Annotated in this window: 24 protein-coding genes; 10 read left to right on the top strand and 14 right to left on the bottom strand. The window is 35.8% G+C overall.

Annotated features, from left to right (window positions below):
* Positions 1–14 precede the first annotated feature (14 nt).
* Complete coding sequence (locus BN3326_RS17125; protein ID WP_070000483.1) at positions 15–1,118, top strand: pyridoxal phosphate-dependent aminotransferase; 1,104 nt, start codon at positions 15–17, stop codon at positions 1,116–1,118.
* A gap of 27 nt (positions 1,119–1,145) precedes the next feature.
* On the opposite strand, the gene BN3326_RS17120 is transcribed toward BN3326_RS17125, so the two are convergent.
* The 4 genes from BN3326_RS17120 to BN3326_RS17105 form a co-directional block, all read right to left on the bottom strand.
* Entirely contained in the window at positions 1,146–1,538 is a 393-nt protein-coding gene (locus BN3326_RS17120; RefSeq protein WP_070000482.1) for a hypothetical protein, read from the bottom strand.
* Between the two features lie 65 nt (positions 1,539–1,603).
* Positions 1,604–2,005 (bottom strand): secondary thiamine-phosphate synthase enzyme YjbQ, encoded by a 402-nt coding sequence (locus tag BN3326_RS17115; protein WP_070000481.1) that lies wholly within the window; start codon positions 2,003–2,005, stop codon positions 1,604–1,606.
* Between the two features lie 20 nt (positions 2,006–2,025).
* On the bottom strand, positions 2,026–2,940 hold the full coding sequence (metA, locus tag BN3326_RS17110) for a homoserine O-acetyltransferase MetA (RefSeq protein ID WP_070000480.1): 915 nt from the start codon (positions 2,938–2,940) through the stop codon (positions 2,026–2,028).
* A 35-nt stretch (positions 2,941–2,975) separates the two neighbouring features.
* Positions 2,976–3,752 (bottom strand): GTP pyrophosphokinase, encoded by a 777-nt coding sequence (locus BN3326_RS17105; RefSeq protein ID WP_330389763.1) that lies wholly within the window; start codon positions 3,750–3,752, stop codon positions 2,976–2,978.
* A 178-nt stretch (positions 3,753–3,930) separates the two neighbouring features.
* Here BN3326_RS17105 and spoVB point away from each other — a divergent pair, with 178 nt between their 5' ends.
* Positions 3,931–5,460, top strand: a complete 1,530-nt coding sequence (spoVB, locus tag BN3326_RS17100; RefSeq protein ID WP_070000478.1) for a stage V sporulation protein B — start codon at positions 3,931–3,933, stop codon at positions 5,458–5,460.
* On the opposite strand, the gene BN3326_RS17095 is transcribed toward spoVB, so the two are convergent.
* Positions 5,447–6,775, bottom strand: coding sequence for a replication-associated recombination protein A (locus tag BN3326_RS17095; RefSeq protein ID WP_070000477.1), 1,329 nt, complete (start codon positions 6,773–6,775; stop codon positions 5,447–5,449). The genes spoVB and BN3326_RS17095 overlap by 14 nt on opposite strands.
* Before the next feature lie 202 nt (positions 6,776–6,977).
* Here BN3326_RS17095 and BN3326_RS17090 point away from each other — a divergent pair, with 202 nt between their 5' ends.
* Together BN3326_RS17090 and lysA are read left to right on the top strand one after the other, a co-directional pair.
* Positions 6,978–7,667 (top strand): TrmB family transcriptional regulator, encoded by a 690-nt coding sequence (locus tag BN3326_RS17090; protein WP_070000476.1) that lies wholly within the window; start codon positions 6,978–6,980, stop codon positions 7,665–7,667.
* Positions 7,668–7,677: 10 nt separating this feature from the next.
* Entirely contained in the window at positions 7,678–8,928 is a 1,251-nt protein-coding gene (gene lysA / locus BN3326_RS17085) for a diaminopimelate decarboxylase (protein WP_070000475.1), read from the top strand.
* A gap of 223 nt (positions 8,929–9,151) precedes the next feature.
* Here the strand turns inward: lysA and yajC are convergent, their stop codons facing one another.
* Complete coding sequence (yajC, locus tag BN3326_RS17080; RefSeq protein WP_070000474.1) at positions 9,152–9,568, bottom strand: preprotein translocase subunit YajC; 417 nt, start codon at positions 9,566–9,568, stop codon at positions 9,152–9,154.
* Between the two features lie 16 nt (positions 9,569–9,584).
* On the bottom strand, positions 9,585–10,712 hold the full coding sequence (gene tgt / locus BN3326_RS17075; RefSeq protein ID WP_070000473.1) for a tRNA guanosine(34) transglycosylase Tgt: 1,128 nt from the start codon (positions 10,710–10,712) through the stop codon (positions 9,585–9,587).
* A gap of 258 nt (positions 10,713–10,970) precedes the next feature.
* Here tgt and aroC point away from each other — a divergent pair, with 258 nt between their 5' ends.
* On the top strand, positions 10,971–12,065 hold the full coding sequence (aroC, locus tag BN3326_RS17070; RefSeq protein WP_070000472.1) for a chorismate synthase: 1,095 nt from the start codon (positions 10,971–10,973) through the stop codon (positions 12,063–12,065).
* A gap of 212 nt (positions 12,066–12,277) precedes the next feature.
* Positions 12,278–12,511, top strand: a complete 234-nt coding sequence (locus tag BN3326_RS17065; protein ID WP_070000557.1) for a polya polymerase — start codon at positions 12,278–12,280, stop codon at positions 12,509–12,511.
* Between the two features lie 126 nt (positions 12,512–12,637).
* On the opposite strand, the gene BN3326_RS17060 is transcribed toward BN3326_RS17065, so the two are convergent.
* From BN3326_RS17060 to BN3326_RS17050, 3 genes are all read right to left on the bottom strand, one after another.
* A complete protein-coding gene (locus BN3326_RS17060) occupies positions 12,638–12,832 on the bottom strand; it encodes a CDIF630_02480 family spore surface protein (protein WP_070000471.1) in 195 nt (64 codons plus the stop codon).
* A gap of 65 nt (positions 12,833–12,897) precedes the next feature.
* Positions 12,898–13,344: a YaiI/YqxD family protein gene (locus BN3326_RS17055; RefSeq protein ID WP_070000470.1), complete on the bottom strand. Its 447-nt coding sequence runs from the start codon at positions 13,342–13,344 to the stop codon at positions 12,898–12,900.
* 75 nt (positions 13,345–13,419) lie between these two features.
* Positions 13,420–15,084, bottom strand: a complete 1,665-nt coding sequence (locus BN3326_RS17050) for a ribonuclease J (RefSeq protein ID WP_070000469.1) — start codon at positions 15,082–15,084, stop codon at positions 13,420–13,422.
* Between the two features lie 163 nt (positions 15,085–15,247).
* Here BN3326_RS17050 and BN3326_RS17045 point away from each other — a divergent pair, with 163 nt between their 5' ends.
* From BN3326_RS17045 to BN3326_RS17030, 4 genes are all read left to right on the top strand, one after another.
* Positions 15,248–16,072, top strand: a complete 825-nt coding sequence (locus tag BN3326_RS17045) for a hypothetical protein (RefSeq protein ID WP_083258876.1) — start codon at positions 15,248–15,250, stop codon at positions 16,070–16,072.
* A gap of 1 nt (position 16,073) precedes the next feature.
* Positions 16,074–17,150, top strand: a complete 1,077-nt coding sequence (locus tag BN3326_RS17040) for a hypothetical protein (protein ID WP_070000467.1) — start codon at positions 16,074–16,076, stop codon at positions 17,148–17,150.
* Between the two features lie 73 nt (positions 17,151–17,223).
* Complete coding sequence (locus BN3326_RS17035; RefSeq protein WP_070000466.1) at positions 17,224–18,018, top strand: ParA family protein; 795 nt, start codon at positions 17,224–17,226, stop codon at positions 18,016–18,018.
* Positions 18,005–18,184, top strand: a complete 180-nt coding sequence (locus tag BN3326_RS17030; RefSeq protein ID WP_070000465.1) for a hypothetical protein — start codon at positions 18,005–18,007, stop codon at positions 18,182–18,184. The genes BN3326_RS17035 and BN3326_RS17030 overlap by 14 nt, the downstream gene beginning before the upstream one ends.
* Before the next feature lie 682 nt (positions 18,185–18,866).
* Here BN3326_RS17030 and BN3326_RS17025 read toward each other — a convergent pair.
* From BN3326_RS17025 to BN3326_RS17010, 4 genes are all read right to left on the bottom strand, one after another.
* The gene (locus BN3326_RS17025) at positions 18,867–19,610 is read right to left on the bottom strand and encodes an acyl-[acyl-carrier-protein] thioesterase (protein ID WP_070000464.1); all 744 of its coding nucleotides are present in this window, start codon (positions 19,608–19,610) and stop codon (positions 18,867–18,869) included.
* Between the two features lie 139 nt (positions 19,611–19,749).
* Complete coding sequence (queA, locus tag BN3326_RS17020) at positions 19,750–20,778, bottom strand: tRNA preQ1(34) S-adenosylmethionine ribosyltransferase-isomerase QueA (RefSeq protein WP_070000463.1); 1,029 nt, start codon at positions 20,776–20,778, stop codon at positions 19,750–19,752.
* A 9-nt stretch (positions 20,779–20,787) separates the two neighbouring features.
* Positions 20,788–22,377: a SpoIID/LytB domain-containing protein gene (locus BN3326_RS17015; protein ID WP_070000462.1), complete on the bottom strand. Its 1,590-nt coding sequence runs from the start codon at positions 22,375–22,377 to the stop codon at positions 20,788–20,790.
* 97 nt (positions 22,378–22,474) lie between these two features.
* Entirely contained in the window at positions 22,475–23,449 is a 975-nt protein-coding gene (locus BN3326_RS17010) for a hypothetical protein (protein WP_070000461.1), read from the bottom strand.
* Positions 23,450–23,620: the final 171 nt, after the last annotated feature.

Here is a 23,620-nt window from a genome sequence, read left to right as displayed (position 1 = left end):
GAAGGACTGTAGTTATGAAAAGTAAACATTATTTACACGGCGGAGATTTGGATGCTGTCTCCATTAAACATAATATAGATCGAAACAGCATCTGGGATTTTAGCGGCAATATTAACCCTCTTGGTATCTCGCCTAAAACACGGGAAGCCCTTAAAGAAAATATTGATCTGATTGCTACTTATCCTGATCGAAACTATACTAAACTTAAAGAAGTTATCTCTACGTATGCTCAGGTGGATTCTAACCATATCATTGTTGGAAATGGATCGACCGAGCTTATTGCAATGACAATAAAGTGTATTAAGCCTCAAAAAGCATTGGTACTGGGTCCAACTTATTCTGAATACGAAAGAGAAATAAATCTTTTGGGAGGACTTTGTGATTATTATCCACTTCAAGAGTCTAATGACTTTAGATTAGACACAGAAGATTTTATAGCAAGCTTAAGTGTGGATTACGATCTGCTCATTATATGTAATCCAAATAATCCAACAGGTACGGGTATTTCCGCAGACCATCTTAAACGCATTTTAGAGATCACTCAAAAACTTCATATTTTTACGATGATAGATGAAACTTATGTTGAGTTCTGTGATGACCCAGGCGTTTATTCAGCAGTTCCTTTGACACTCATCTTTGATCATTTGCTTGTCCTGCGTGGTATATCTAAGTTTTTTGCGGCACCTGGTCTCCGGTTTGGGTACGGTATTTCTTCAAATGCACCCCTTAAAGCCACCCTTTTAAAGCTTCAAAATCCTTGGAGTATTAATAGTCTTGCTGACTTTGCAGTACAAATGATGCTTACTGATCAAACTTATATCTCAGATACACATCGTCTATTTGTTTCAGAAAGAAAACGTATAGTAAATGAACTTTCTGCAGTTAAAGAACTTCATTTATTTGAACCTGCTGCAAATTTCGTTTTGATCAAAATACTAACGGAATCTATTTCATCTGATTATCTTCTGCATGAACTTCTAAAAGATCATATCTTAATACGTGATGCAAGTTCATTTCCATTTCTGAGTGATGGCTATATACGGTTTTGTTTCTTAAACCCTGAGCAAAACGACATTCTTATATCAAAGCTCAAAACACTTATAAAAAATAGAGGATAGCTTATAGGCTACCCTCTATTTTTTATATTACTCTTGATTTTGTACGTCACTTTCTTTACTTGTAGATTCATCTGATTCAACCGATTCTTCTGTTTGTGGTTCAACACCTTTTTCATCTTCTGAATAATTCATGAAGTCTTTGATTTTAACATACTCAACTTCTTCATCCTCATAAATAGAGTCATCATACTCATCAAAATCTTCATAATCCTCAGCTTCATCATAGTCGTCGTCAAAGTATTCATAATGTTCTTCTATATCTTTACAACTCTTTTTAGCAAGCCAAATAACTATGGCAACAAGTACAAGAATAACACTTACCGCGATGGTAATCCATATTGCCTTATTAGAATTCTCTTTTTTTATCAAGTCTCTAACCTCCTCGAATGTTAATGGAAATTCTCTGCCTCTAATCTGCATACGATCAACTCCTTAATCTCCTTAGATTATTATACCAATATTTAAGTTTCTTAACAATGATAATATTATTTTTCCCCAAATATACTGATAAAAACTTGTCTTTGTCTCGGGCCGTCAAACTCACAAAAATAAATACCTTGCCACCTTCCGAGTAGAAGTTTACCTGCATTAATAAGTACTGTTTGCTGAAATCCTACAGTCGATGCCTTAATATGTGCTGCTGAATTGCCTTCAAAATGTCTATAATCAGCTTGCCTCGGATAAGCCTTATCAAGTGCATAAAGCATATCTCTTTGTACATCTGGATCAGCGTTTTCATTAATAGTAAGCCCTGCTGTTGTATGCGGCACATAAATGATACAATAGCCATCTTGAAGATTGGTTTTATCAACATATTGCTGTACCATATGTGTAATATCTAACATCGCATCTCTTTTAGGTGTTGAAATATTAAGCGTATGAATCATTTTAATGGCTCCTTTTTAGTTTATCGTATTTCATCTAAATTATACGGTGTAACTTGATATACATAATAATTCAGCCAATTTGAAAATAAAATATAAGCATGTGAACGCCAGCGTACAAGTGTACCTTTTTCCATTTCATCATCAATATAATAATTATCTGGTATTTCTATAGGTAAATTTTTCTCTAGATCTCTCATATACTCTTTGCCTAATGTATGAGGGTCATACTCTGCATGTCCCGTTGCAAATATATGTTTGCCATCATTAGATATAACAAGCGCAACACCGGCTTGCTCTGAATGCAAAAGCAGCTTAAGGTCTTTACACGAAAGAATCTCTTCTTTAGAAACCTCAGTATGTCTTGAGTGTGGTATATAGACAATATCGTCCAGTCCTTGTAATAACTTTTCAAAGTTAACAATTTCATGCTCAAACACACCAAACTTCTTTTGTGGAAGATGGTATTTTGGTATGCCATAATGGTAGTGAAGCCCAGCTTGCGCACCCCAGCAAATATGAAAAGTTGAAGTAACATGGTGCTTAGACCACTCCATAATCTGTGTAAGCTCATGCCAATAAGTAACCTTTTCAAACTCAAGCTGTTCTACGGGGGCTCCTGTTATAATCATACCATCAAATTTAAGATGTTTAATCTGATCAAAAGTCTTATAAAAAGTTTCAAGATGTTCTTGGGAGGTATTCTTGCTGTCATGTGAAATTGGCCTTAGCAGGGTAATATCTATTTGCAGCGGTGTATTACTAATTAAACGCAGCAGCTGTACTTCTGTTTCTTGTTTAATAGGCATTAAATTAAGTACCGCTATTTTAAGTGCCCTTATATCTTGCTTAACTGCTCTGTTTTCATCCATTACAAATATATTTTCTTGCTGTAATATTTCTATTGCTGGTAATGCATTAGGAACTCTAATTGGCAAATTCTTTTCCTCCTTATGTTTAACACGCAATCATTTTATGTGGAATACTGCAAACTTTCACTAAACTCTTTAAGCTTATTGATATCCCCTTCTTCCCAAAGACTCCAAAACATCTCATAAATTTCATGCATATCTCTTGTACTATTTTTGTTGTTTATCGTCTGAATACTGCTAAAAATATCTGCTATAAGATTAGATTCCAGTTGAAAAGACTCTTGACATTTAAGCACTTCTTCTCTGATTTCTGCCATTTCCTGATCTAATTGATAAGCAGCTTCTGCTGCCTTTGTGAGCCTTGCTTGTATCTGAGTCGGCATATTCTGTTTATATTTATATCTTAGCGAGTGCTCAATTGTTGCCCAAAAATTCATAGCCAATGTTCTGATTTGGATTTCTGCAAAAATCATTTTTTCTCCATGACCCGTTTGTAATGGATATTTGATAATAATATGATAACTTCGATAACCGCTGCTTTTTATATTTGTGATATAATCTCTTTCTTCTTCAATATAAAGATCTTTGCCGTCTCTCGCCCGTATAATATCTATCACTCTGTAAATGTCTTCTGCAAACTGGCACATAATGCGAATGCCCGCTATATCCTCTATCTTTGCTTCTATATCCTCCACTGCTATATTTTTTTTCTTCGCCTTTTCTAAAATACTGGATATTTTTTTGACCCTACCTGTAACAAACTCAATAGGAGAATATTCATCTAAACTTATATAGTGATTTCGAATACTTTTGAACTTAACTTTTAACTCCTCAACAGCTTGTGAATAGGGTAGTAAAATCTGCTTCCAGTTTTTCATTTCCACTTAACTTCACCTCCACTTTGCATTCCCCTCTTGCTCATTATATATAATTATTGCCTTATGCTCAACTTTTAAGTGAAATATTACTTATTTTATTGGATTATTTTCATATTTCACCATCTTGTCTCATAAATTGTACTAGCTGCACTTTTATCTCTTTACGAAAGGAGTCCGTATGCGAAAAAAAACATTAATCACTGGTACACTCATTTTAACAATAGCTAGTCTAATTACACGTTTATTAGGCTTTGGATTTAGAGTTTATATGTCCAATATCATGGGAGCAGAAGGGATGGGGCTCTATCAGCTGCTATTTCCTATCTACATGCTGTTATGGGCTGCATCTTCTGCTGGGATATCTCTTGCTGTATCTAAAATGGTTGCTGAGCAAACTTCAAGAAATCAACATAGTAATGCTGTCAGAATTCTTAAGACCTCCCTATGTATTGCGTTAGGTATAAGTGTCATTTTATCTTTAGCACTTTACACTTTTTCTTCATTTATTGCAACCTATTATATTCATGAACCTATTACAACTTTATCACTTAAAATACTTGCAGCATGTATTCCTTTTATGTCTGCAGCCTGCTGCATTCGCGGCTATTTCCAGGGTCGGCAGGAAATGACTGTATCAGCACTTGCTCAAATCGTTGAACAAGTGGCTCGTATGCTTGTTATTTATCTATTTGCAGGCTTTTTCATCCCAAAGGGGCTTGAATATGCATGCGCCCTAGGTGTTTTAGGCATGTGCATTGGGGAAGTCTTTTCATTTATTTTGTCCTTTGCGGCTTTTCGCTTAAAAAAACGCCAACTCTATTTCACCAAAGCAACACTTAATTATCACACGACTTTTAATACACTGCTTGCCCTATCTATTCCTATTACTGCCAACCGTTTTTTAACATCTGGCTTGCAATCTTTTGAAAATATATTGATTCCAATACAGCTTCAAAAATTTGGACTCGACTCAAGCAGTGCACTTGCTCTTTATGGGAAATTCAGTGGTATGGCGCTTCCGCTTCTTTTCTTCCCATCTATGGTTACAATGTCTTTATCCACTGTATTGGTGCCTGCTATATCTGAGGCTGTTAGCAGAAATAATCATTTAACACTGCAAAAGATCATCTCCAAAGCTATTCAATTTTCTTGTCTGATAGGCGTAGGCGCAACTGCTCTTTTTTTATCACTTTCAAAAGAAATTGCTCTTGCATGCTATGGACTTGAAGATGTAGGCGAACTTCTTAAACTACTTGCTATTATCTGTCCATTTCTTTATTTGCAAAATATCCTTACCGGAACAATGAATGGACTTGGTATGCAGAAACAAACTTTTAAAACCAATATTTTAGGTTCATTAACCTGCATTTCTATTATATTAACTATTGTTCCGCTAAAGGGCATTTTAGGCTTTGTACTCGCACTCCTTATTCAATCAGGCTTTGTCACAGTAATGCTCTTATGGCACGTATTAAAAAACATAGATCTGCCCGTTGATATTAATAATTGGGTCGTTAAGCCTATCGTGGCCGCACTTGCGGGAGCGCTTACCACTACATATATTCATCACACTTATTTGATGCCCGCTTTTTCTCTAAGGCCCGCTACACTCATTGCTATCTCTTTACTCGGAACTTTCTATATTTTTATGCTTTTTGTGCTACGGTGTATTACCCTAAAAGACATTAAGATGCTTACAGGGTCCTAGAGTCTTTTCTTGCTTCTAGAAGATGTTTGATATGCTTTTCATAGCCTTCATTGGTTGGTTCATAATATAGGGTGCCTTGAAGCTGATCCGGCATATATTGCTGCTTCACATAGTGATGCGGATAATCATGGGCATATAGGTACCCTATGCCATGTCCCATATCTTTCGCCCCACTATAATGACTGTCTTTAAGATGTGCTGGCACCAAGCCGATCTCTTTTGTTCTTATATCCTCCAGTGCTTTATTAATAGCAAGATAGCTTGCGTTACTTTTAGGGGCGCAGGCTACATAAAGTGCTGCCTGTGAGAGAATAATCCGACCTTCCGGCATGCCTATTCTTTCAACTGCCATCATAGCATTTGTAGCAATAATAAGGGCTTGTGGATCTGCATTGCCCACATCTTCACTGGCACAAATCACTATTCTTCTGGCAATAAATTTAGGATCTTCTCCCGATTCAATCATTCTGGCTAAATAGTGTGCAGTTGCATCTTGATCGCTGCCTCTCATACTCTTAATAAATGCTGAGATAATATCATAATGATTATCTCCATTTTTATCATAATTAAGTACTTTTTTTTGCAAACATTCCTTAAGCACATCTTGGGTTAAATGAATCTTGCCGTCGCTACTTCTATCTGTAGTCATCGCTGCAAGTTCTACAGCATTTAATGCACTTCTGGCATCTCCGCTTGTATTAACTGCTAAATAATGAATGGCTTCGTCTGTAATAGCCATGATATAGGCCCCTAAACCTCTCTCCTTATTATAGACAGCTTCTTTTATGATTGTTTCAATATGCTTAGTACTAAGCGGCATTAGTTCGAATACTAACGAACGGGAGATGAGCGCTCTATTTACTTCAAAATAAGGATTTTCTGTAGTGGCACCTATTAACACAAGGGTGCCATCTTCTGTATAGGGTAATAATGCATCTTGCTGTGCTTTGTTAAAACGATGAATTTCGTCTATAAAAATGATCGTCTTTTTACCAGATAAGGAGCGCTCTACTTTTGCCTCTTCCACTGCTTTAACAATATCTGCTTTTCCTGATGTCGTCGCATTGAGTACAATAAAATGAGCTTTTGTTGTACTTGCTATCACTTTAGCTATCGTTGTCTTACCCGTTCCTGGGGGGCCATAAAAAATAAGTGATTGCAGCTTATCAGCTAATATAGCGCGGTAAAGCAATTTATCTTTACCTAAAATATGTTCTTGTCCAACTATTTGATCAAGCTTTGTAGGTCGCATCCGGGAAGCAAGGGGAGATTCACTGTTTCCCTTTTTTTCATTAATATATTCAAAGAGGTCCATAGTTTCACCTTTCTTTTTTCACTTCTTATCTTATTATATTAGATGTTGGTAATTTATACAAATATTTAGAGAAACAACAAAAAAACTCTTTTAATTTTAATATATCGGGCGCATTTTTCTAATAAATTTCACATACTATATTGACATTCTTTTTACACTGTTTTATAGTAGTACTAAACAATACTACTACAAAGGTGAGCTAATGAACTTTAATGAAGCACTTCAAAAAATAGGCTTTTCACCCCTTGAAGCAACTGTCTATATTACCTTATGCAAACACGGCTCTTTAACTGGCTACGAGGTAGCTAAGCTCAGCGGTATCTCCCGCTCAAATGTTTATGCTGCTTTATATAGCCTGCAAGATAAAGGCATGTGCTCTGTATCCGAAGGAGAATCCACGAAATATGTGGCACTTTCTAAAGAAGAGCTTATCCTCTCGGCAAAACGCTCTATGTCTGAAGTTCTTGCTGAAATTGATACGCATTTTCCTGACAGGATAGATGTATCTGAACCTTATATCACTATAAAAGGCTATGATAATGTGCTCGCAAAGGTTAAAAACAGCATATTACTTTGTCACTCACATCTTTATATTTTAAGTACTTCAGCTTATGTTGAACTCTTTAAAGAAGAATTACTGACGATCAGCAGTTCTAAAAAAGTCACTATTTTATGTAATGAAAAGCTTGATCTAGGACCAAACGTGGCAATAGGACCCAGAAATAAAGCCCCCCAAGGCTTTCATATGATTATTGATACTAAATCTATCATTACCGGAGATTTAAAACCCGAAGGCTCTCAATGCCTCTACTCAACGAATCAATCATTAGTTCGTATGATGCGGGAATCTTTTATTACTGAACTCGATAATATTACTTTAACCAATTATTAAGGAGGATATCATGCACACTTTAAACGGTATTTTTACACAACAAACAAATTTTTATGGCGGAAACGATGTATTTGATCTTATGAGCCAATACGGAAGTCCCCTTTATGTTTATAACGAAGACATCCTAAGATCTCGTTGTAAAGAAATGAAAAACTTAGTGACTTATGATAACTTTGTACCACATTATTCCATCAAAGCCAATACCAATATTCACTTATTAAAAATTGTTCGCGAAGAAGGTTTGCACGCTGATGTTATGAGCCCTGGAGAAATATTTCTGGCACTTGAAAGCGGTTATACGGCGGATGAGCTTTTCTTTATTCCAAACAATGTAACTAAGGAAGATATGATTTATGCGATAGAACACAATGTAACAACTAGTATTGATTCTCTTGATCAGCTTAAGTTATATGGTGAACTTAATCCTGGCGGGAAGGTAGCTATTAGGTTTAATCCTGGAGTAGGTGCCGGCCATCATGAGAAAGTCGTTACAGCTGGCAAAAAGACAAAATTTGGTGTAGGTCCTGAATCTATTCCTGAAGTAAAAAAACTTCTTGAAACTTACAACCTCACTTTAGTTGGAATCAATCAGCACATTGGTTCTTTATTCATGGACCCTACCCCTTATATTCAAAGTCTGGATTCTATCTTAGATATCGCTAGACACTTTGATGATTTAGAGTTTGTTGATCTTGGCGGTGGATTTGGTATTCCTTACCACAAACAAGATGGCGAGGCACGCTTAGATATTAAATCCCTTGGCGAAAAACTTGATGAGGTCCTTCATGCCTTTGCAGCATCCTACGGTAAGAAAATTCAGTTTCAAATTGAACCAGGCAGATACATCGTTGCTGAGTCAAGCGCCATTCTTGGGGCTGTAACCGCTACTAAATCTAATGGGGGTACTAAGTATATTGGCTGTGATATAGGCTTTAATCAACTTCAAAGACCTATTATGTATGATTCACATCACGACATTGAGCTTTATTCGACAGAAGAAAGAGCAGCAGTATCCGGGCCTTTCACTGTAGTAGGTAATATTTGTGAAAGCGGAGATATCCTTGCAAAAGACCGCATACTTCCAGAAGCTCAAACAGGAGACATCATTGCATTAATGGATGCTGGTGCATATGGCTATTGTATGGCTTCTTGCTATAATCAAAGATTTAGACCTGCTGAAGTGTTAATTACATCTGATGGGTCTACAAAGTTAATCAGAAAAAGAGATACTTTTGAAGATTTAATTAGAAATATGATTTAAAGCACAAAAAAAGAAGCTATTGGGGATTAGCTTCTTTTTTTTGTTCCGTTCATATTTTATAAACAGGAAAATAGATATATTATGGGGAGATTCTGTAAGCAAGAAGCGTTATGTTTCTTGCTTACTCTTACTATACACTAACTTTCTTAAGAAATTATGAATTTGTAGTGAATAATTGTGTTTTTATCCCGCCAATTTATGGAAACGACTTAATAAGTAGCGTCTATTCTTCTACTTCTTCTTCAACTTCAATGTATTCGTATTCTACACCATCTTCTTCAACTACTTTTGTACCTACTTTAGGCTCTACCTTTTTACCAACCGTTAAGTTTGGTTCTTGTACTGCTGCTACAGCTGCTTTTTTCACAGGTATACGTACACTTTTATTAAGTCCAAATTCAATAACAAAAAGGTCATTAACAACATCTACAACTTTACCATATTCCCCTGACTGTAATAAAACATGATCCCCAACTTTAATTGTATTTTGCATTTCAGCTACTTGTTTTTCTCTTTTCTTCTGAGGTCTAATAACTAAGAACCACATAATTCCAAAAAACACCGCCATATATGCAACTGTTACAAACATCCCTACGCCCCCACCTGCTGCGCCTCCTGTAAATCCTAATATTAAATTCATTTTCATTCCTCCATTTTTAGTTGTTTTTATATCCTTCTAAACGCATTTTTTTGTAACTTTCAAAGTTACCTTGGTCTAATGCATTGCGGATTTCTAACATTAAATTATTAAAGTAGTGTAAGTTGTGCAGTACACATAATCTCATACCGAGCATTTCTTTCGCTTTTAAGAGATGTCTGATATAAGCTCTGCTGTGCTGCTTACAAGTAGGGCAATTACAGTCTTCGGCTAAAGGCGAGCTATCCTTTTCATGCACTTTGTTAAATAAATTCAGCTTGCCCTCATTTGTATAAACATGCCCATGTCTGCCATTTCTTGCTGGTAATACACAGTCAAAGAAATCTATGCCTCGTGAAACAGCCTCTAGAATATTTTCTGGCGTCCCTACTCCCATTAAATACGTCGGCTTATTTTGCGGCAAATAAGGTACAACAGCTTCTAATACGTTGTACATATCTGCATGGGACTCACCTACAGCAAGTCCACCTACAGCATAACCCGGCAGATCAAACTCGCTAATAATTTTTGCATGTTCTATCCTGATATCTTCAAGTACTCCGCCTTGATTAATACCAAAGAGCATTTGTTTTTTATTAATAGTTTCTTCTAAAGTATTTAATCTGTTCATCTCATCCATGCAGCGCTTTAGCCATCTGGTCGTTCTTTCAACAGAAGGTATAATATAATCTCTATCAGACAGTGCCGGCGGACACTCATCAAAAGCCATGGCAATTGTAGAGCCTATATGAGATTGTATTTGCATACTTTCTTCTGGTCCCATAAAAATTTTCCTGCCATCTATATGGGAAGAAAAGTGAACCCCTTCTTCTTTGATCTTACGCATAGCTGCCAATGAAAAAACTTGAAACCCTCCTGAATCTGTGAGTATAGGCTTGTCCCATACCATAAAACGGTGAAGTCCCCCGAGTTCCCGAATAAGCTCATCACCGGGTCTAAGATGCAGATGATATGTGTTTGCAAGCACTACTTGCGTTCCTATATTTTCTAAATCCTCTGTAGATAATGCGCCCTTAATAGCCGCTACAGTCGCTACATTCATAAATACAGGTGTTTCGATTGTCCCGTGTGGTGTATGAAATCGTCCCCTTTTTGCACGTCCTTCTACTTTTAGTAATTCATACATGTAATATCTCCAATCTTTTTAATACTCTCATACAGTTTACAAGAAAACGGTATTTTTTTCAATATTAGTTCTTCTTATTTTAATCATTTTTGCAAAGTATTAATCAGTTCTTATTGAAGATATACTATATCTCTGTTAAAATTATCTTTATATCATGTTGTTTCTCAGAATGATTTCACATTATATATTATTGTGAATAACTAAAATGCAAAGAAGTGAAATCTATATCTATTCTATATAAATGAAAGGGGCATAATAATGTCAGGTTCAATATTTGGTAAAATGTTTTGTATTTCTACGTTCGGCGAATCGCATGGGAATGCCCTTGGTGTAGTTATTGATGGTTGTCCTTCTAATATCACCTTGTCTCATGAAGATATTATGGAAAACATGAATAGAAGAAAACCGGGCAATGCTGCCGTGGCTACATCTCGCCAAGAAGATGATATCGTTGAAATATTATCTGGCGTATTTGAAGGTAAAACAACTGGAACGCCCATAGCACTTATGATCAAGAATACTAATCAAAAATCTCATGATTATTCTAAAATTCAAAATGTCTACAGGCCTTCTCATGCAGATTATTCTTTTGATATGAAATATGGTATAAGAGATTACCGTGGGGGCGGTCGTTCTTCTGGACGTGAAACAGTTGCACGGGTAGCGGCTGGTGCAGTGGCAAAAAAATTCTTAAAAGAACTGGGTATAGAGGTAACAGCTTATACAAGATCCATAGGCCCCATTAAAGTTGAAGAGAAGGATTTTAATTTATTAGAAATGCGTACTAATCCAGTTAATATGCCTAGCAATAAGACAGCGGACCTAGCCCTAGATTATATTCAATCTGTCAAGAAAAATCAAGATTCCGTGGGCGGCACAGTAGAATGTATAATTACTGGTCTAAAAGCTGGTATTGGAGAACCTGTATTTGATAAACTGGATGCTACGCTCGCTTATGCTATTATGGGTATCGGCGGTGTAAAAGCATTTGAAGTAGGTGCTGGTACTGAAGCTTCTCTTATGTTGGGCTCAGTTTATAATGATGCCTTCTATAATCATAATGGCAAAGTTTCTAAACGCTCTAATCACTCCGGAGGAATATTAGGTGGTATTTCAGATGGCACCGATGTTTTTATAAAAGCACATTTTAAACCAACGCCCTCTATCTCTCAGCCTCAGCATACACTTGATAACATGCTGCACGATACAACCATTGAGATTACTGGCCGTCATGATCCTGTCATTGTACCTAGAGCTGTGGTTGTTGTAGAATCTATGGCTGCACTTGCAGTTGCTGACTTACTGTTATGTAATCTTAGTTCCAATATAGAAAATATTAAAAATAATTATTAGAAATAGCTAGCAATATGCCGTTTATAATTGCACTAATTTTTATGTTTTTTTTGTTTAAATTGCTTAATCCAATCTCCTTTTTAATAACTATTAACAATTATACCGAAATCATTTTTAAATATTTGTTTATTTTTAATCTTATATAATTGTTTTAATATTGTATAATGAAAGTGTAATCAATCTAATTGACAGGAGGTATAGATATGAATAATATAAAGATCACAAACATAACAGATGTAGATAGTTTCTTTAAAACTGTTGATCAATGCAAAGGGGAAATAGAGTTAATAACTTCTGAAGGGGATAAATTAAACTTACGTTCAAAATTATGCCAATATGTTTCTTTAACAAAGATATTCTCTGATGCTAAAATTGACGAGATAACCATTGCCGTTTCTGATACGGCTGATGTTGAGTTACTTCTTAAATACTTAATTACAAGATAGTATTTAGCCCTATAACGGATTTTAATTAAAACCGACACCCCAAGTGAAGTCTATGGGGTGATTTTTGTTTTTATTATTGCAAAAGACTCCTTATCTAAGGAGTCTTTTGCATGTTTTTGTATATAACTATAATCTACTTCCGTTATCTACCCATTCTTTAGCGTTGATAACATTTCTTTCAGAAGGCACATTAACTTGGGTTTCTTTCATGAGTCTCTCAGCATCGGCCCAAGCCGCTGTCCCTTCATTTTTTATAGGATCATTGCTAAAAAGTCTTTTGTTCTTTTCTCCTCTTACAGGTTCAGCTGCTTTATTTTCCATTTGCTCACCTCATCTATCTGATTGTATCTATAATAAATTGTTACATCCTTATATTTCCCTATTTGTCATAATCTATTCGAGACTTTTAAAACCAATTTTGTTAAACCTTTCTTAAATGCTTCATTGTTTTCTTTAATTCTTTTTTTCGGTCCTTTTATATGTCCGCCAGAACTTCTTACCTTTTTAGCAAGATGTCTTGTAAAAAGCAGTTGATCAATATTCTCTTCTGTATAGATCATACCATTTTGATTAATAGGATGGCCTTTTTTTGAAAGAACCATTGCGGCTAGTCCATAGTCCTGAGTAACTACAATGTCTCCAGCTTGCACTTCATTTACAAGCACAAAATCTACTGCATCTGCACCTTTTGAAATCACCTTTGTAATTGCACCTTCTCTTTCAATACTATGCGCTGTATCACAAAAAATGAGTACTTGTATATTATAAATTTTAGCAATACTTATTACAATATCCACTACTGGGCAACCGTCTGCATCTATTAGTATTTTCATATTTACCCCTATATTTTTATTCTGTATTACTCTTATTATAGATACAGATTGGCCTAATTTCAACTTTAAGATTAATTAAACTTCTAATATGATAGGAAAAACGCTTGGTCTTCTTTTCGTCTTGTCATATAAAAACCGTTCAACTGCTTTTTTAATATTAACTTTCAGAACGGCTCTTTCAACCATTTGATTTCTTAGACAGGATTCTAACTCTTTCTGAGCAATTTCTTTGACGCCATTTATAAGTTCTTCTGAGTCTTTAACATATACAAAGCCTCTTGTAATAATATCTGGTCCTGCAGCAATACTATAAGTCTCCTGTTCTACGGCAGCTACTATAGTCAGCATACCATCTTGTGCCAGGTTTCTTCGATCACGCAGCACGACATTACCTACATCTCCTACGCCGATACCATCTACAAAAACATTGCCTGCCCGTACTTTTCCAGTAATACCTGCTGTTTGCTCTGATATTTCTAAGACTTGGCCTGTTTCTAAAATAAAAATATGCCCAGAGTCCATACCTAATTTCTTTGCTAAGTCCTTATGGTGTACAAGATGCCTGTATTCACCATGGGCCGGCATAAAGTACTTAGGATGTGCCAGGGTATGCATGAGTTTAAGCTCTTCTTTATAAGCATGCCCCGATACATGTACATCTTCTAATGCTTCATAAACAACATCAGCACCTTTTCTGTAAAGCTCATTAATAACCCTGGAAACCAGCTTATCATTGCCTGGTATAGGGGAAGCTGAAATAATAAAAAGGTCTTGTGGTTCTATTTTGATTTTTCTATGGGTTGAGAAGGCGATTCTAGCCAGTGCAGCCATAGGTTCGCCTTGACTGCCTGTTGTAATAATTGTAATCTTTTCACTAGGATAACTTCGTATTTCATCTTGGTCGATTACATCTTCTTCATTGAGATGCAAATACCCGAGTTCTTTTGCAACTTGTGTGATATTTTCCATACTTCTTCCACTAAAAGCTACTTTTCTGCCATGTTTTACAGAAGCGTTGATAATCTGTTGAATACGATGGATGTTAGATGCGAAGGTTGCAACAATAATACGTCCTGCCACATTAGTCAGTAATCTGTCTAAGGTCTCACCTACAGATTGTTCAGAAAGGGTGTGCCCCTCTCTCTCAACATTTGTACTGTCTGCTAACATTAAGAGTATGCCTTTTTTACCCAGTTCACCAATACGCTCTAGATCCATCTTCAGGCCATCAACTGGTGTATAATCCACCTTAAAGTCGCCTGTATGCAGTATGATACCAAGAGGGGTATGGATAGCAATGCAGCACGCCCCTGCAATACTATGTGTGCTCCTGATAAATTCAATTTCAAAGTGTCTAAGCTTAACGGTTTCTCCTGGTTCCACATGATGAAGCTTACAGGTTTCAATCAACCTGTGTTCCTTCAGTTTGTTGCCTATAATCCCAAGCGTCAGCTTCGTCCCATATAAAGGTACATTCAGCTGTTTTAAAAAGTATGGAATACCGCCTATATGGTCTTCATGTCCATGGGTTAAAAAGATGCCTTTGACTTTATCGGCATTGTCTAACAGATAGCTAATATCCGGGATGATAAGATCAACACCATACATATCCTCATCTGGAAATCCCATCCCACAATCTATAACAATAATTTCTTCATTATACTCAATAGCTGTTATATTTTTTCCTATTTCTCCAAGTCCGCCTAATGGAATAACTTTTATTGTATTATTTGCTGTCATTTCAACTGCTCCTTTATTGTTTAATACATTGAGTTGCCATTAGTTTACCTTGTTAAACACCATTTCATTCTTTAAATGCAATAAAAAAAAATACGATTTATTTATTTTACATATTTGTGTGTTAAAATAGATTATATGATATAAACAGCTAGGAGTGAATACCTTGAAACTTAAACATTTTCTTATTACTTTTTGTATACTCTATATACTAGCATTACTTATTTCATCAAATATTGCCAAAAGTGAGGGTTATTTTACTCCTGACTATCAAAAAATAGATCTTATGCCCATACTTACTAAAAGCATGCTTTTGGAAAACGATTATCAAATAATTTATGATCAGACTGGCATTGCAAAACCTATTGTAGAAGAACTTAAAGATATGCCAGATTTTCAAGAAAAAATGCTTATCTTTCAGCAAAATTACTTCACAGCTTTAACAATAGCCTCTGAAAACTTTACGCCTGTAACACAACAAGATTATGTTGCAAACGAAAAAAAGGAGGCTATTGCTGGATTTGAAATAGCCCCTTATCATAATGGCTATATTTTCTTAACCAAATCTACCTATACAATGAACTGGCGCCATGGTCATGCTGGGATCGTTATTGATGCGAAAAGAGGTAAACTTTTAGAAGCAGTTAATCCCGGTTCAAGGAGTCTCGAACAAGATGCTAGTAAATGGCGTTATTATCCTACCTTTAAAATGATGCGTCTTAAAGATACGCCCCAAACACAGCTTGATGAAATTGCACGGTATGCAAGTTCTGTCCTGCGGGATCTTCCCTATAATATCTTCGCAGATAAAAATCAAGGTGAAAATCCTTATGAAACACACTGCTCTTTGCTGGTTTGGCAGGCTTTTAAACCCTTTGGCTTTGATATTGATGCATCCGATGGCCTCCTTGTTTCGCCAGAGGATATTGCAAATAGTCCACTGTTAGAAACATTGCAAATCTTTGGATTTAACCCCAATAAGGAATGGTAATATGAAAAAATATCTTTTAACTTTTATATTATGTACTTTATGTACATTATGTATTATAGGTCTAAGTGTCTTTAGCTATTTTATGTTTAACCCTTCACTTGGCTATGATATCTTATTAAATACTCTAAATGAATCAGATGATTTTAAACTAACAGCTTTTTATAGCGACATCAGTATGGATACTATTAAAGGCTTTGAAATTACCCCCCAAAATATTACCCCTCTTAAAGCATCTTTCAGAAGTTATACAGAGGGGTTTTTGCCATCAAATCATTCTAAAAAAATAGTATCTGTTATTAATAATTTTAGAAAGAACAACACAGAGCCACCCTTAACTTACTTTCATGATTACTATGAAGACTCAGATGTAATGATCATTTCTTTTACAGGTGACTTGGACCATATCTATAGGATTGATAAGCAAACATGGCAGGTCAGTACCCTTCAATATAACCCAAGTGATAATCTGGGCCATATGTACGTTTCACATATCAAACGGATTGCTGATACTTTTGTTTTAATAGGCGGGGAAGTAAATGCTTATAATGCCTTCATCTATACAATAGATACGGCTTCCTTTACTGTACTCCAAGCTCATAAACTGCCTACTGACCCAAGTGCCATTTACGAACAACATTATACGATTGATTCACGAGGAAATTCTGTTTTTATAAGCGGTAAAGGTTTAGATATACTGCCTTATCAAACGTCCCAAATGCGTCATACCCCCTTACCTTTTGAAGCACAGTATGTTTTTTCCAGCACTTCAAATACCATAGCACTCTCTTTAACTTCAGATAGCATTCACTACGCCTTACTTGATGAAAGTTTAAGTACAATAGATTCAGGTTCTATACCTTTACCAAATGAAGGTGTCCTTTTAATAGATGCCTTTTTAAGTAATAACATTTTGAACCTAGTAGGATATGATCCTATAAATAAACGCTATAAAAATTATATTGCGTTATATGATCTTACTGCTGATAAACTGATCTATTGTTTAGGCCTTCATGAGTATACAAACTTGGCACTTTTAGATGCAGAGCTTCACTTACCGTTTGATCGGCTAAAAAATTAATGCTATACTATATTTACAGAAAAAGACAATATAATAGATAATTTTGTTACGCTATCAGAAAGAGGGATGAATAATGGCATCTGCTACGCATGTTTTATGCTTTGTTAACAATAAAGGAGGGAGTGGCAAGTCCACAACCTGTGCAAATATAGGTTATTCTCTAGCCTCTCTTGGTTATAAGATACTGCTCATTGATGGTGATATGCAGCTTAACCTTTCACTTAATTATTTTGATGAGGATTTTATACTAGAAGCAGCAAAGAGTCATAAAAACCTGTACTATGCTGTTAAAGAACAAAAGGATCTCTCTGATTATATTACCCCTACCAGGTATCCGAGTATAGATATGATTCTCTCTTCTACTTTGATGAGTTCTATAGAATATGAACTTTTCACTAAATGGCAGAGAGAATATATTCTGAAAAACAGTTTGAAAACTATTGTGGATTCAAAGAAATATGACTATATTTTAATTGATTCTCCGCCTACCTTAGGGGGCTGGGTAATGAATATCCTTTGTGCATCCCACTATATGATTACCCCCGTTGAAGCGAGTCCTTGGGGACTTTTTGGTCTTGCTAATTTATTTGATTTTCTAAATGATATTAAGTATGTAATCCCAGAGCTTAAAATGCTTGGCATCTGCATTACTAAAGCAGATACACGCAAAAGCTATCTTAAACAGACGATCACAGCCCTTGAAGAACTTCAAAATACCCATGTCTTTGAAACTTACATAAAAGTAGACAGCGCCATAGAATGGTCTCAAGAAAATGGCAAACCCGTTATGGATTACAAAAAATCCAGCCGCAGTGCTAATGAATACCTAAGCCTCGCAAAGGAGGTCGATGCCCGTGTCAATCAGTAAAAAAAGTGTTAACCGTATTAATAAGGCCGTAATGCCACATGACGCTGCCCCTCCCCCTAAGACTTGTGTAGATTCTGACGCAAAATCTTCAGCAAATGATGTGTCTCAAGAAAAGAAGGGTGTCGTTTCACGCATTCATCAAGAGATGCCTGATTACTTATTATAAATATGATTTTATATGAAGTCCGCAGAGGAATTTTAGGGTTCTCCAGTTGCTCACTTGCGTATTTCTAAAAATCTAAGCACTTTCTTTAAATGAACGGTCGAAACTCGCTGCGCTCAAACAGTCTCCCTAAAAACCATTTAAATAAACTGCTAAGATTTTCTATACGAAATACTCCAGAGGCAACTTCCGAACCCTAAAATCTCCTCTGCTAAGCTTTGTTTTATTTAAGTTTGAATTAGTTTTAGGACATCTGTCATAGCCTCCCCGAAGTACCTCAAAAGCCCCCTCTAGTCAGTGAAAAGTTTAGATAACTGCAAAGGTTAAGCAAACTATTCATATAATTGGGCGTTAGACCATTTAAATAAGTTATCTTTATCCGTTTTATAAAATCATTAAAGCATTTGAGTTTATATTTCTAAGCTTCAGATCAAGTCTTAGGTATTTTTTGTTATCTCATCTATTGTTTCAGTAATAGTATAATAGCACATAGCGAGGTAGGCAGGAGATGTTTTTTGGCTTGACTCGGGTATGGCGGTGGGTAGGCGGGAAAGACAAAAAATATCTCCTGCCTGCCAAGCGGACCTAATATCAAGACTTCAATTATAAAGATACCTCATATACTGCTATATGCAGTAGTTTTCGGACAGTCTGATGGATAGGCGGGAGATACGGAAGTTCTATCTCACCTTATATCTCTCATGACTAATTTGGCACTAAAATAATTGACCGTATCATCTAAACTTGTCCCGTAAACAATGCGTTCATCTTCGGCATTAGTTCCCATCACGACTTTAACTTTTGTATCATAAGTAACTGATGTATTATAATTAAGCTGAAGGCTTTCTATTTCTTTATGATAAAAGTCTTCAAGATCAATCATATCCACAACCCACTTCACATAGTAGGCATTATTCATATGTTTATTCACATCTATCTCTGTATATCTTGCTTTTCTAATATCTTGTTTGATGATCTTAGTTGGCAGCACAAGTTTATCTAGTTTTTCTCCCTCATAAGGGAAATCTAAAACATTCATAGCCCCTTGAATACCTTTTATTCTAACTGGCCGCTCCGTTTCTGCATCCATCAGGATATAGTTACCTATGATATGACCTATCTTTTCCCCTTCTTGATCAAATAAGTCAAACAATCTGACTGCAAAAAGCTTATCATATCCCCCAGGATAAGTTTCTATAGCCATTTGATCCTGCCAACTTGGGTACTTATACATCTCAAACTTAACTCTTGAAATTACCCAGTAGTATTTGGGTTTTTCTGTATTTTTATAATAGCTAAACCCAAGCTTAATCGCGTGATTGGCTGCCACTTGCTGCATATAATGTACAATGCCATGCATTGCAAGCTTCTCTGTAAAATCTATATCTTCAAACTCTATTTTGTGCACTTCTCTTAATCTTAATGACACTTTTAATCCTCCCCTAATCAACCCTTTAGTTTAGTAATCACTCTAAATTTCATATTACCCCTATCATTTTAAGATAATATGTAGTTTTACAAAAAAGCTGCCTTGTGTCATCCAACATCAGGCAGCTAATCTATTTTGTCTATGCATGGATAAACATAGCATCTCCAAAACTAAAAAATCTATATTCTTCTTTAACTGCTTCATTATAGGCTCTAAGTACATTTTCTTTCCCTGCTAAGGCACTTACTAACATAATAAGCGTAGACTCAGGCAGATGAAAATTAGTAATCAGCCCATCTATACATTTAAAGGTATACCCAGGATAAATAAAAATATTTGTCCATCCACTGCCTGCCTCAATCATGCCATCTTCTCTTGCATTTGATTCTAAGGTTCTCGTACTTGTTGTACCCACAGCTATTACTTTGCCACCATTTTGCTTAACTGTATTAATGATGTGAGCATCTCCTGATTCAATACTATAATATTCTGAGTGCATATCATGCTCCAAGACATTTTCTACTTTAACCGGTCTAAAGGTCCCAAGGCCTACATGGAGTGTAACATAAGCTATTTTCACTCCCTTTTCTTCGATTTTACCTAGCAGCTCTTGTGTAAAATGAAGCCCAGCTGTTGGGGCAGCAGCACTACCTTCGTGTTTTGCATAGACTGTCTGATAACGTTCTTTATCCTCTAATTTTTCATGAATATAAGGTGGAAGCGGCATCTCTCCTAGTTGGTCAAGCACCTCTTCAAATATCCCTTCATATTCAAATTCTACAATTCTTTTGCCATCCTCAATAATATCTTTAATAGTTGCCGTAAGCAGTCCTGCTCCAAATAGAATTTTATCACCTATCTTAGCCTTTTTCCCTGGCTTAACAAGCACTTCCCATGTTTTGTTTTCTTTTCTTGTAAGAAGAAGGAATTCCACCTTTCCGCCTGATGGATACTTCTCACCAAATAGTCTTGCAGGAATAACTCTTGTATTATTAAGCACAAGACAATCTCCAGGGTTTAAATAGTCTATGATGTTATAAAAATGTCTATGCTCAATGCTTCCTGAGTGCTTATTTAATAACATAAGCCTTGAGGCGACTCTATCGCTTAAAGGCACCTGTGCAATAAGACTTTCTGGAAGTGCGAAACTAAAATCTGATGTTTTCATGTAAGTCTCCTATCTTTCTACTGTTACACCACTATAATAATGTTTAAGAATCTCTATATAATTATAACCAGCTTTAGCCATTCCCATAGCACCACTTTGAGACATCCCTACCCCATGTCCAAAACCTTGTCCATATACGGTTATATCTCCGAATATCAGTTCACTTTGCATAGGACTTGTCATCCCTTGGCTTGTCTGTACTGAAAGCGTCTTCTTATCTTGGGCTGACTGAACCACTGGGTTTCCAGCAAGCACTTCTATTCCCGACGAACTAATCGCCGTAATCGCTGTAATATTCTTTTGAACGATGTTATCTACTGACATCACACTAACTGTTTGAGATGGTGTAGTGGCTGTTGGCGTCCCTATAAACCCTGAAAAACTAAACAATCTGCTTTTTAGAGAGCCTTCTTTTGTACTGCTAAAAAAAGTTCTAACGTTCTCATTCTTTATTGTATGGGTACCACTTGCTCCTATAAATGTTAAAACTTGCACCCTACCTGCAGGTGTTCTTGATGTAATCTCTAGTCCTTGCAGATTACCTATGTTGATGCCTTGGCTCATCAAAACACTATTTATTTCACTGAGTGTAATGGTACGTATCCATGGTTTTTGAGCAGGTTCTGTCTCAAAACTATCTGATACAGCTTTAAGATAAGGCACTTCATTTCCCCATACATATTTTGCATCCTCGGTTACTCCCCCACTCGTTGAAGAATATAGCGCCTCTGCAACCTTATTGTTGTACTTAATGACTTCTCCTCTTGTTGCATCTACTGCTGCGTTTGTGCTGGCACACTCTGCGCTAAATCCTCTATAAACTTGACACAGTGTCGTATCTACAAGGTTATAACCTCGATTTATAAAACGATTGTATTGAAAAACAGCTATAGATCTTGCCGCTACCGCTTGTGTCTTTAGGGCTTCTTGGGGCCATGAAGCGGGCATTTCACCAGGAATAACCCCATATAAATATTCCTCTAAATCAACAGTATTTAAAGCTGTCAGTCCACCTATTTGTCCATTAACAACCCCTATTGCACCTCTATACTTTCTGCTGTTGCCTACTTGTGTAATAGGAAAGCTGTAGCCGTTTTCTGAGCCCTGCAAAAGAAGGGGTTCAGTATTATTCTCACTAATAAAAACAAGTTCATTTTGAGCATTGTATAAGGCTATTCTTGTATAAGATGCAGGCGCTGCTAATAGTTTGTCATTATAATCTTTTATGTATACACAATAAGTACCTGGTGCTAAATAGGCTGCTACTGCGCCGTTACCATAAGCTTTTGCAGCATTGTCTGCTTCCATATACGTATAATAAGTAATCCCTGTAAAATAGTAGTCCTCGACGGTTTTTACAACCGAAACACTATTGGTATTCAGCGTTCCTTCTACTTGGAAATAATGGTCATTTAAATATCCTATCTGCAGATTATTTTGGCTTGATATGTAAATACTTGAGGCATCTTTATAAATAGATTCTAACCCAATCTTAACCGTAGTGGGTACTGCTGCAAAAAGAATACTGCTGCAAAAACAATATACGCCTAGCACCATAATAATCTTATAATAGCTTTTTAGTTTAAGTCCTTTATCCAAACCATTTCCTCCTTTAAGTCATTAATGTCTGATTAAGTCTCTCTTGATGCAATTCAACTTTACTTTATATTATATAGGCATATGCCCTAAAAATCTATCATTTATAATAATCCGCGCATATTTTTAACGCGTTAAGCCATTTTTCTACGTCATTTTGTTCGATATCACACAAATATTCTCTGCTAAAATACGCTTTAGTATCTTTTAATGACAATTGATTATGATACGCTATACCTTGATCCCTTAACTCTTTACTATAAATTCTCATTGAATTTCCTTTATGTATTACAACTTTTTTATAAATACTATAAAATGCTTCAAAACTTTTACCCGATGGAAATCTGACATACTCCTCCCATTTATGACTGCATAGTTCCCACCAAATAGGATGTGAATCTATATGATATCCATTAAATAATGCTGTGGTGGAGGCTATCCAATGCTCTTGTCCCTCTAGAGCTTTATCAATCCATTTATAGACTGGAAATATACTTAAATACGCATCCCTTTCATAAACAAACACAGTATCTATAAAGCTATATTGTGCTATATAGAGCGGCATATAAATATTATGCCACTGGGATACATCTAGTATAATACTAAGCCTTTTAACTTTTCCTTTTACACAGTGTTCTATAATTGAGAATACTTTTTCGTAGGGGATATATATTGGTGGACTTTTAGAAAAATCCATAAACATACCGCCATAGTTGCCCTGTCCAATAAGGATTAAAATCACTTCATCCGCTTGTAATTTCTCGATACCATCCTTTAAGAATTTTTCAAAAGTTATCTCTGAAGTAGAGTTAACTTTTAACTCACAAGTTTTGATTGTTTCATCTCCATTGTAAAAATACTCATGTACGCCACCTCGGCTGATTTCTTTTACATATTCCTTAATCTGCTTAAATCTGCGATACATCGCAATACAGCTATTATTAAAGAAGTAGCCTCTTGCAAATATTTTTATATTTGGCTTATTAATCTGCGTAATCTGATTAAGTTCATATTCTAATGCACCAGCAATTTCACAATTACCTGCTCCATAAATCAAGATACTATGATTACCCATACAGACTTCTCCTTCATATTTTAATCTATTAGCTTTGATATACTGTTACTAATATATGTCCTATTGTATTGTCCTATGAGTATACTTCGCTTAAAACAAATCTCTTCTAAACATATAGGTTCCAAATTCATCCTAAATTAATATAATATTACAGAGGATTACAAATTTTTT

The organism is Cellulosilyticum sp. I15G10I2, assembly GCF_900095725.1.
Lineage (GTDB): Bacteria > Bacillota > Clostridia > Lachnospirales > Cellulosilyticaceae > FMMP01.
Note: the sequence above shows the minus strand (reverse complement) of the source record. Positions and strands in the feature narration are given on the sequence as shown.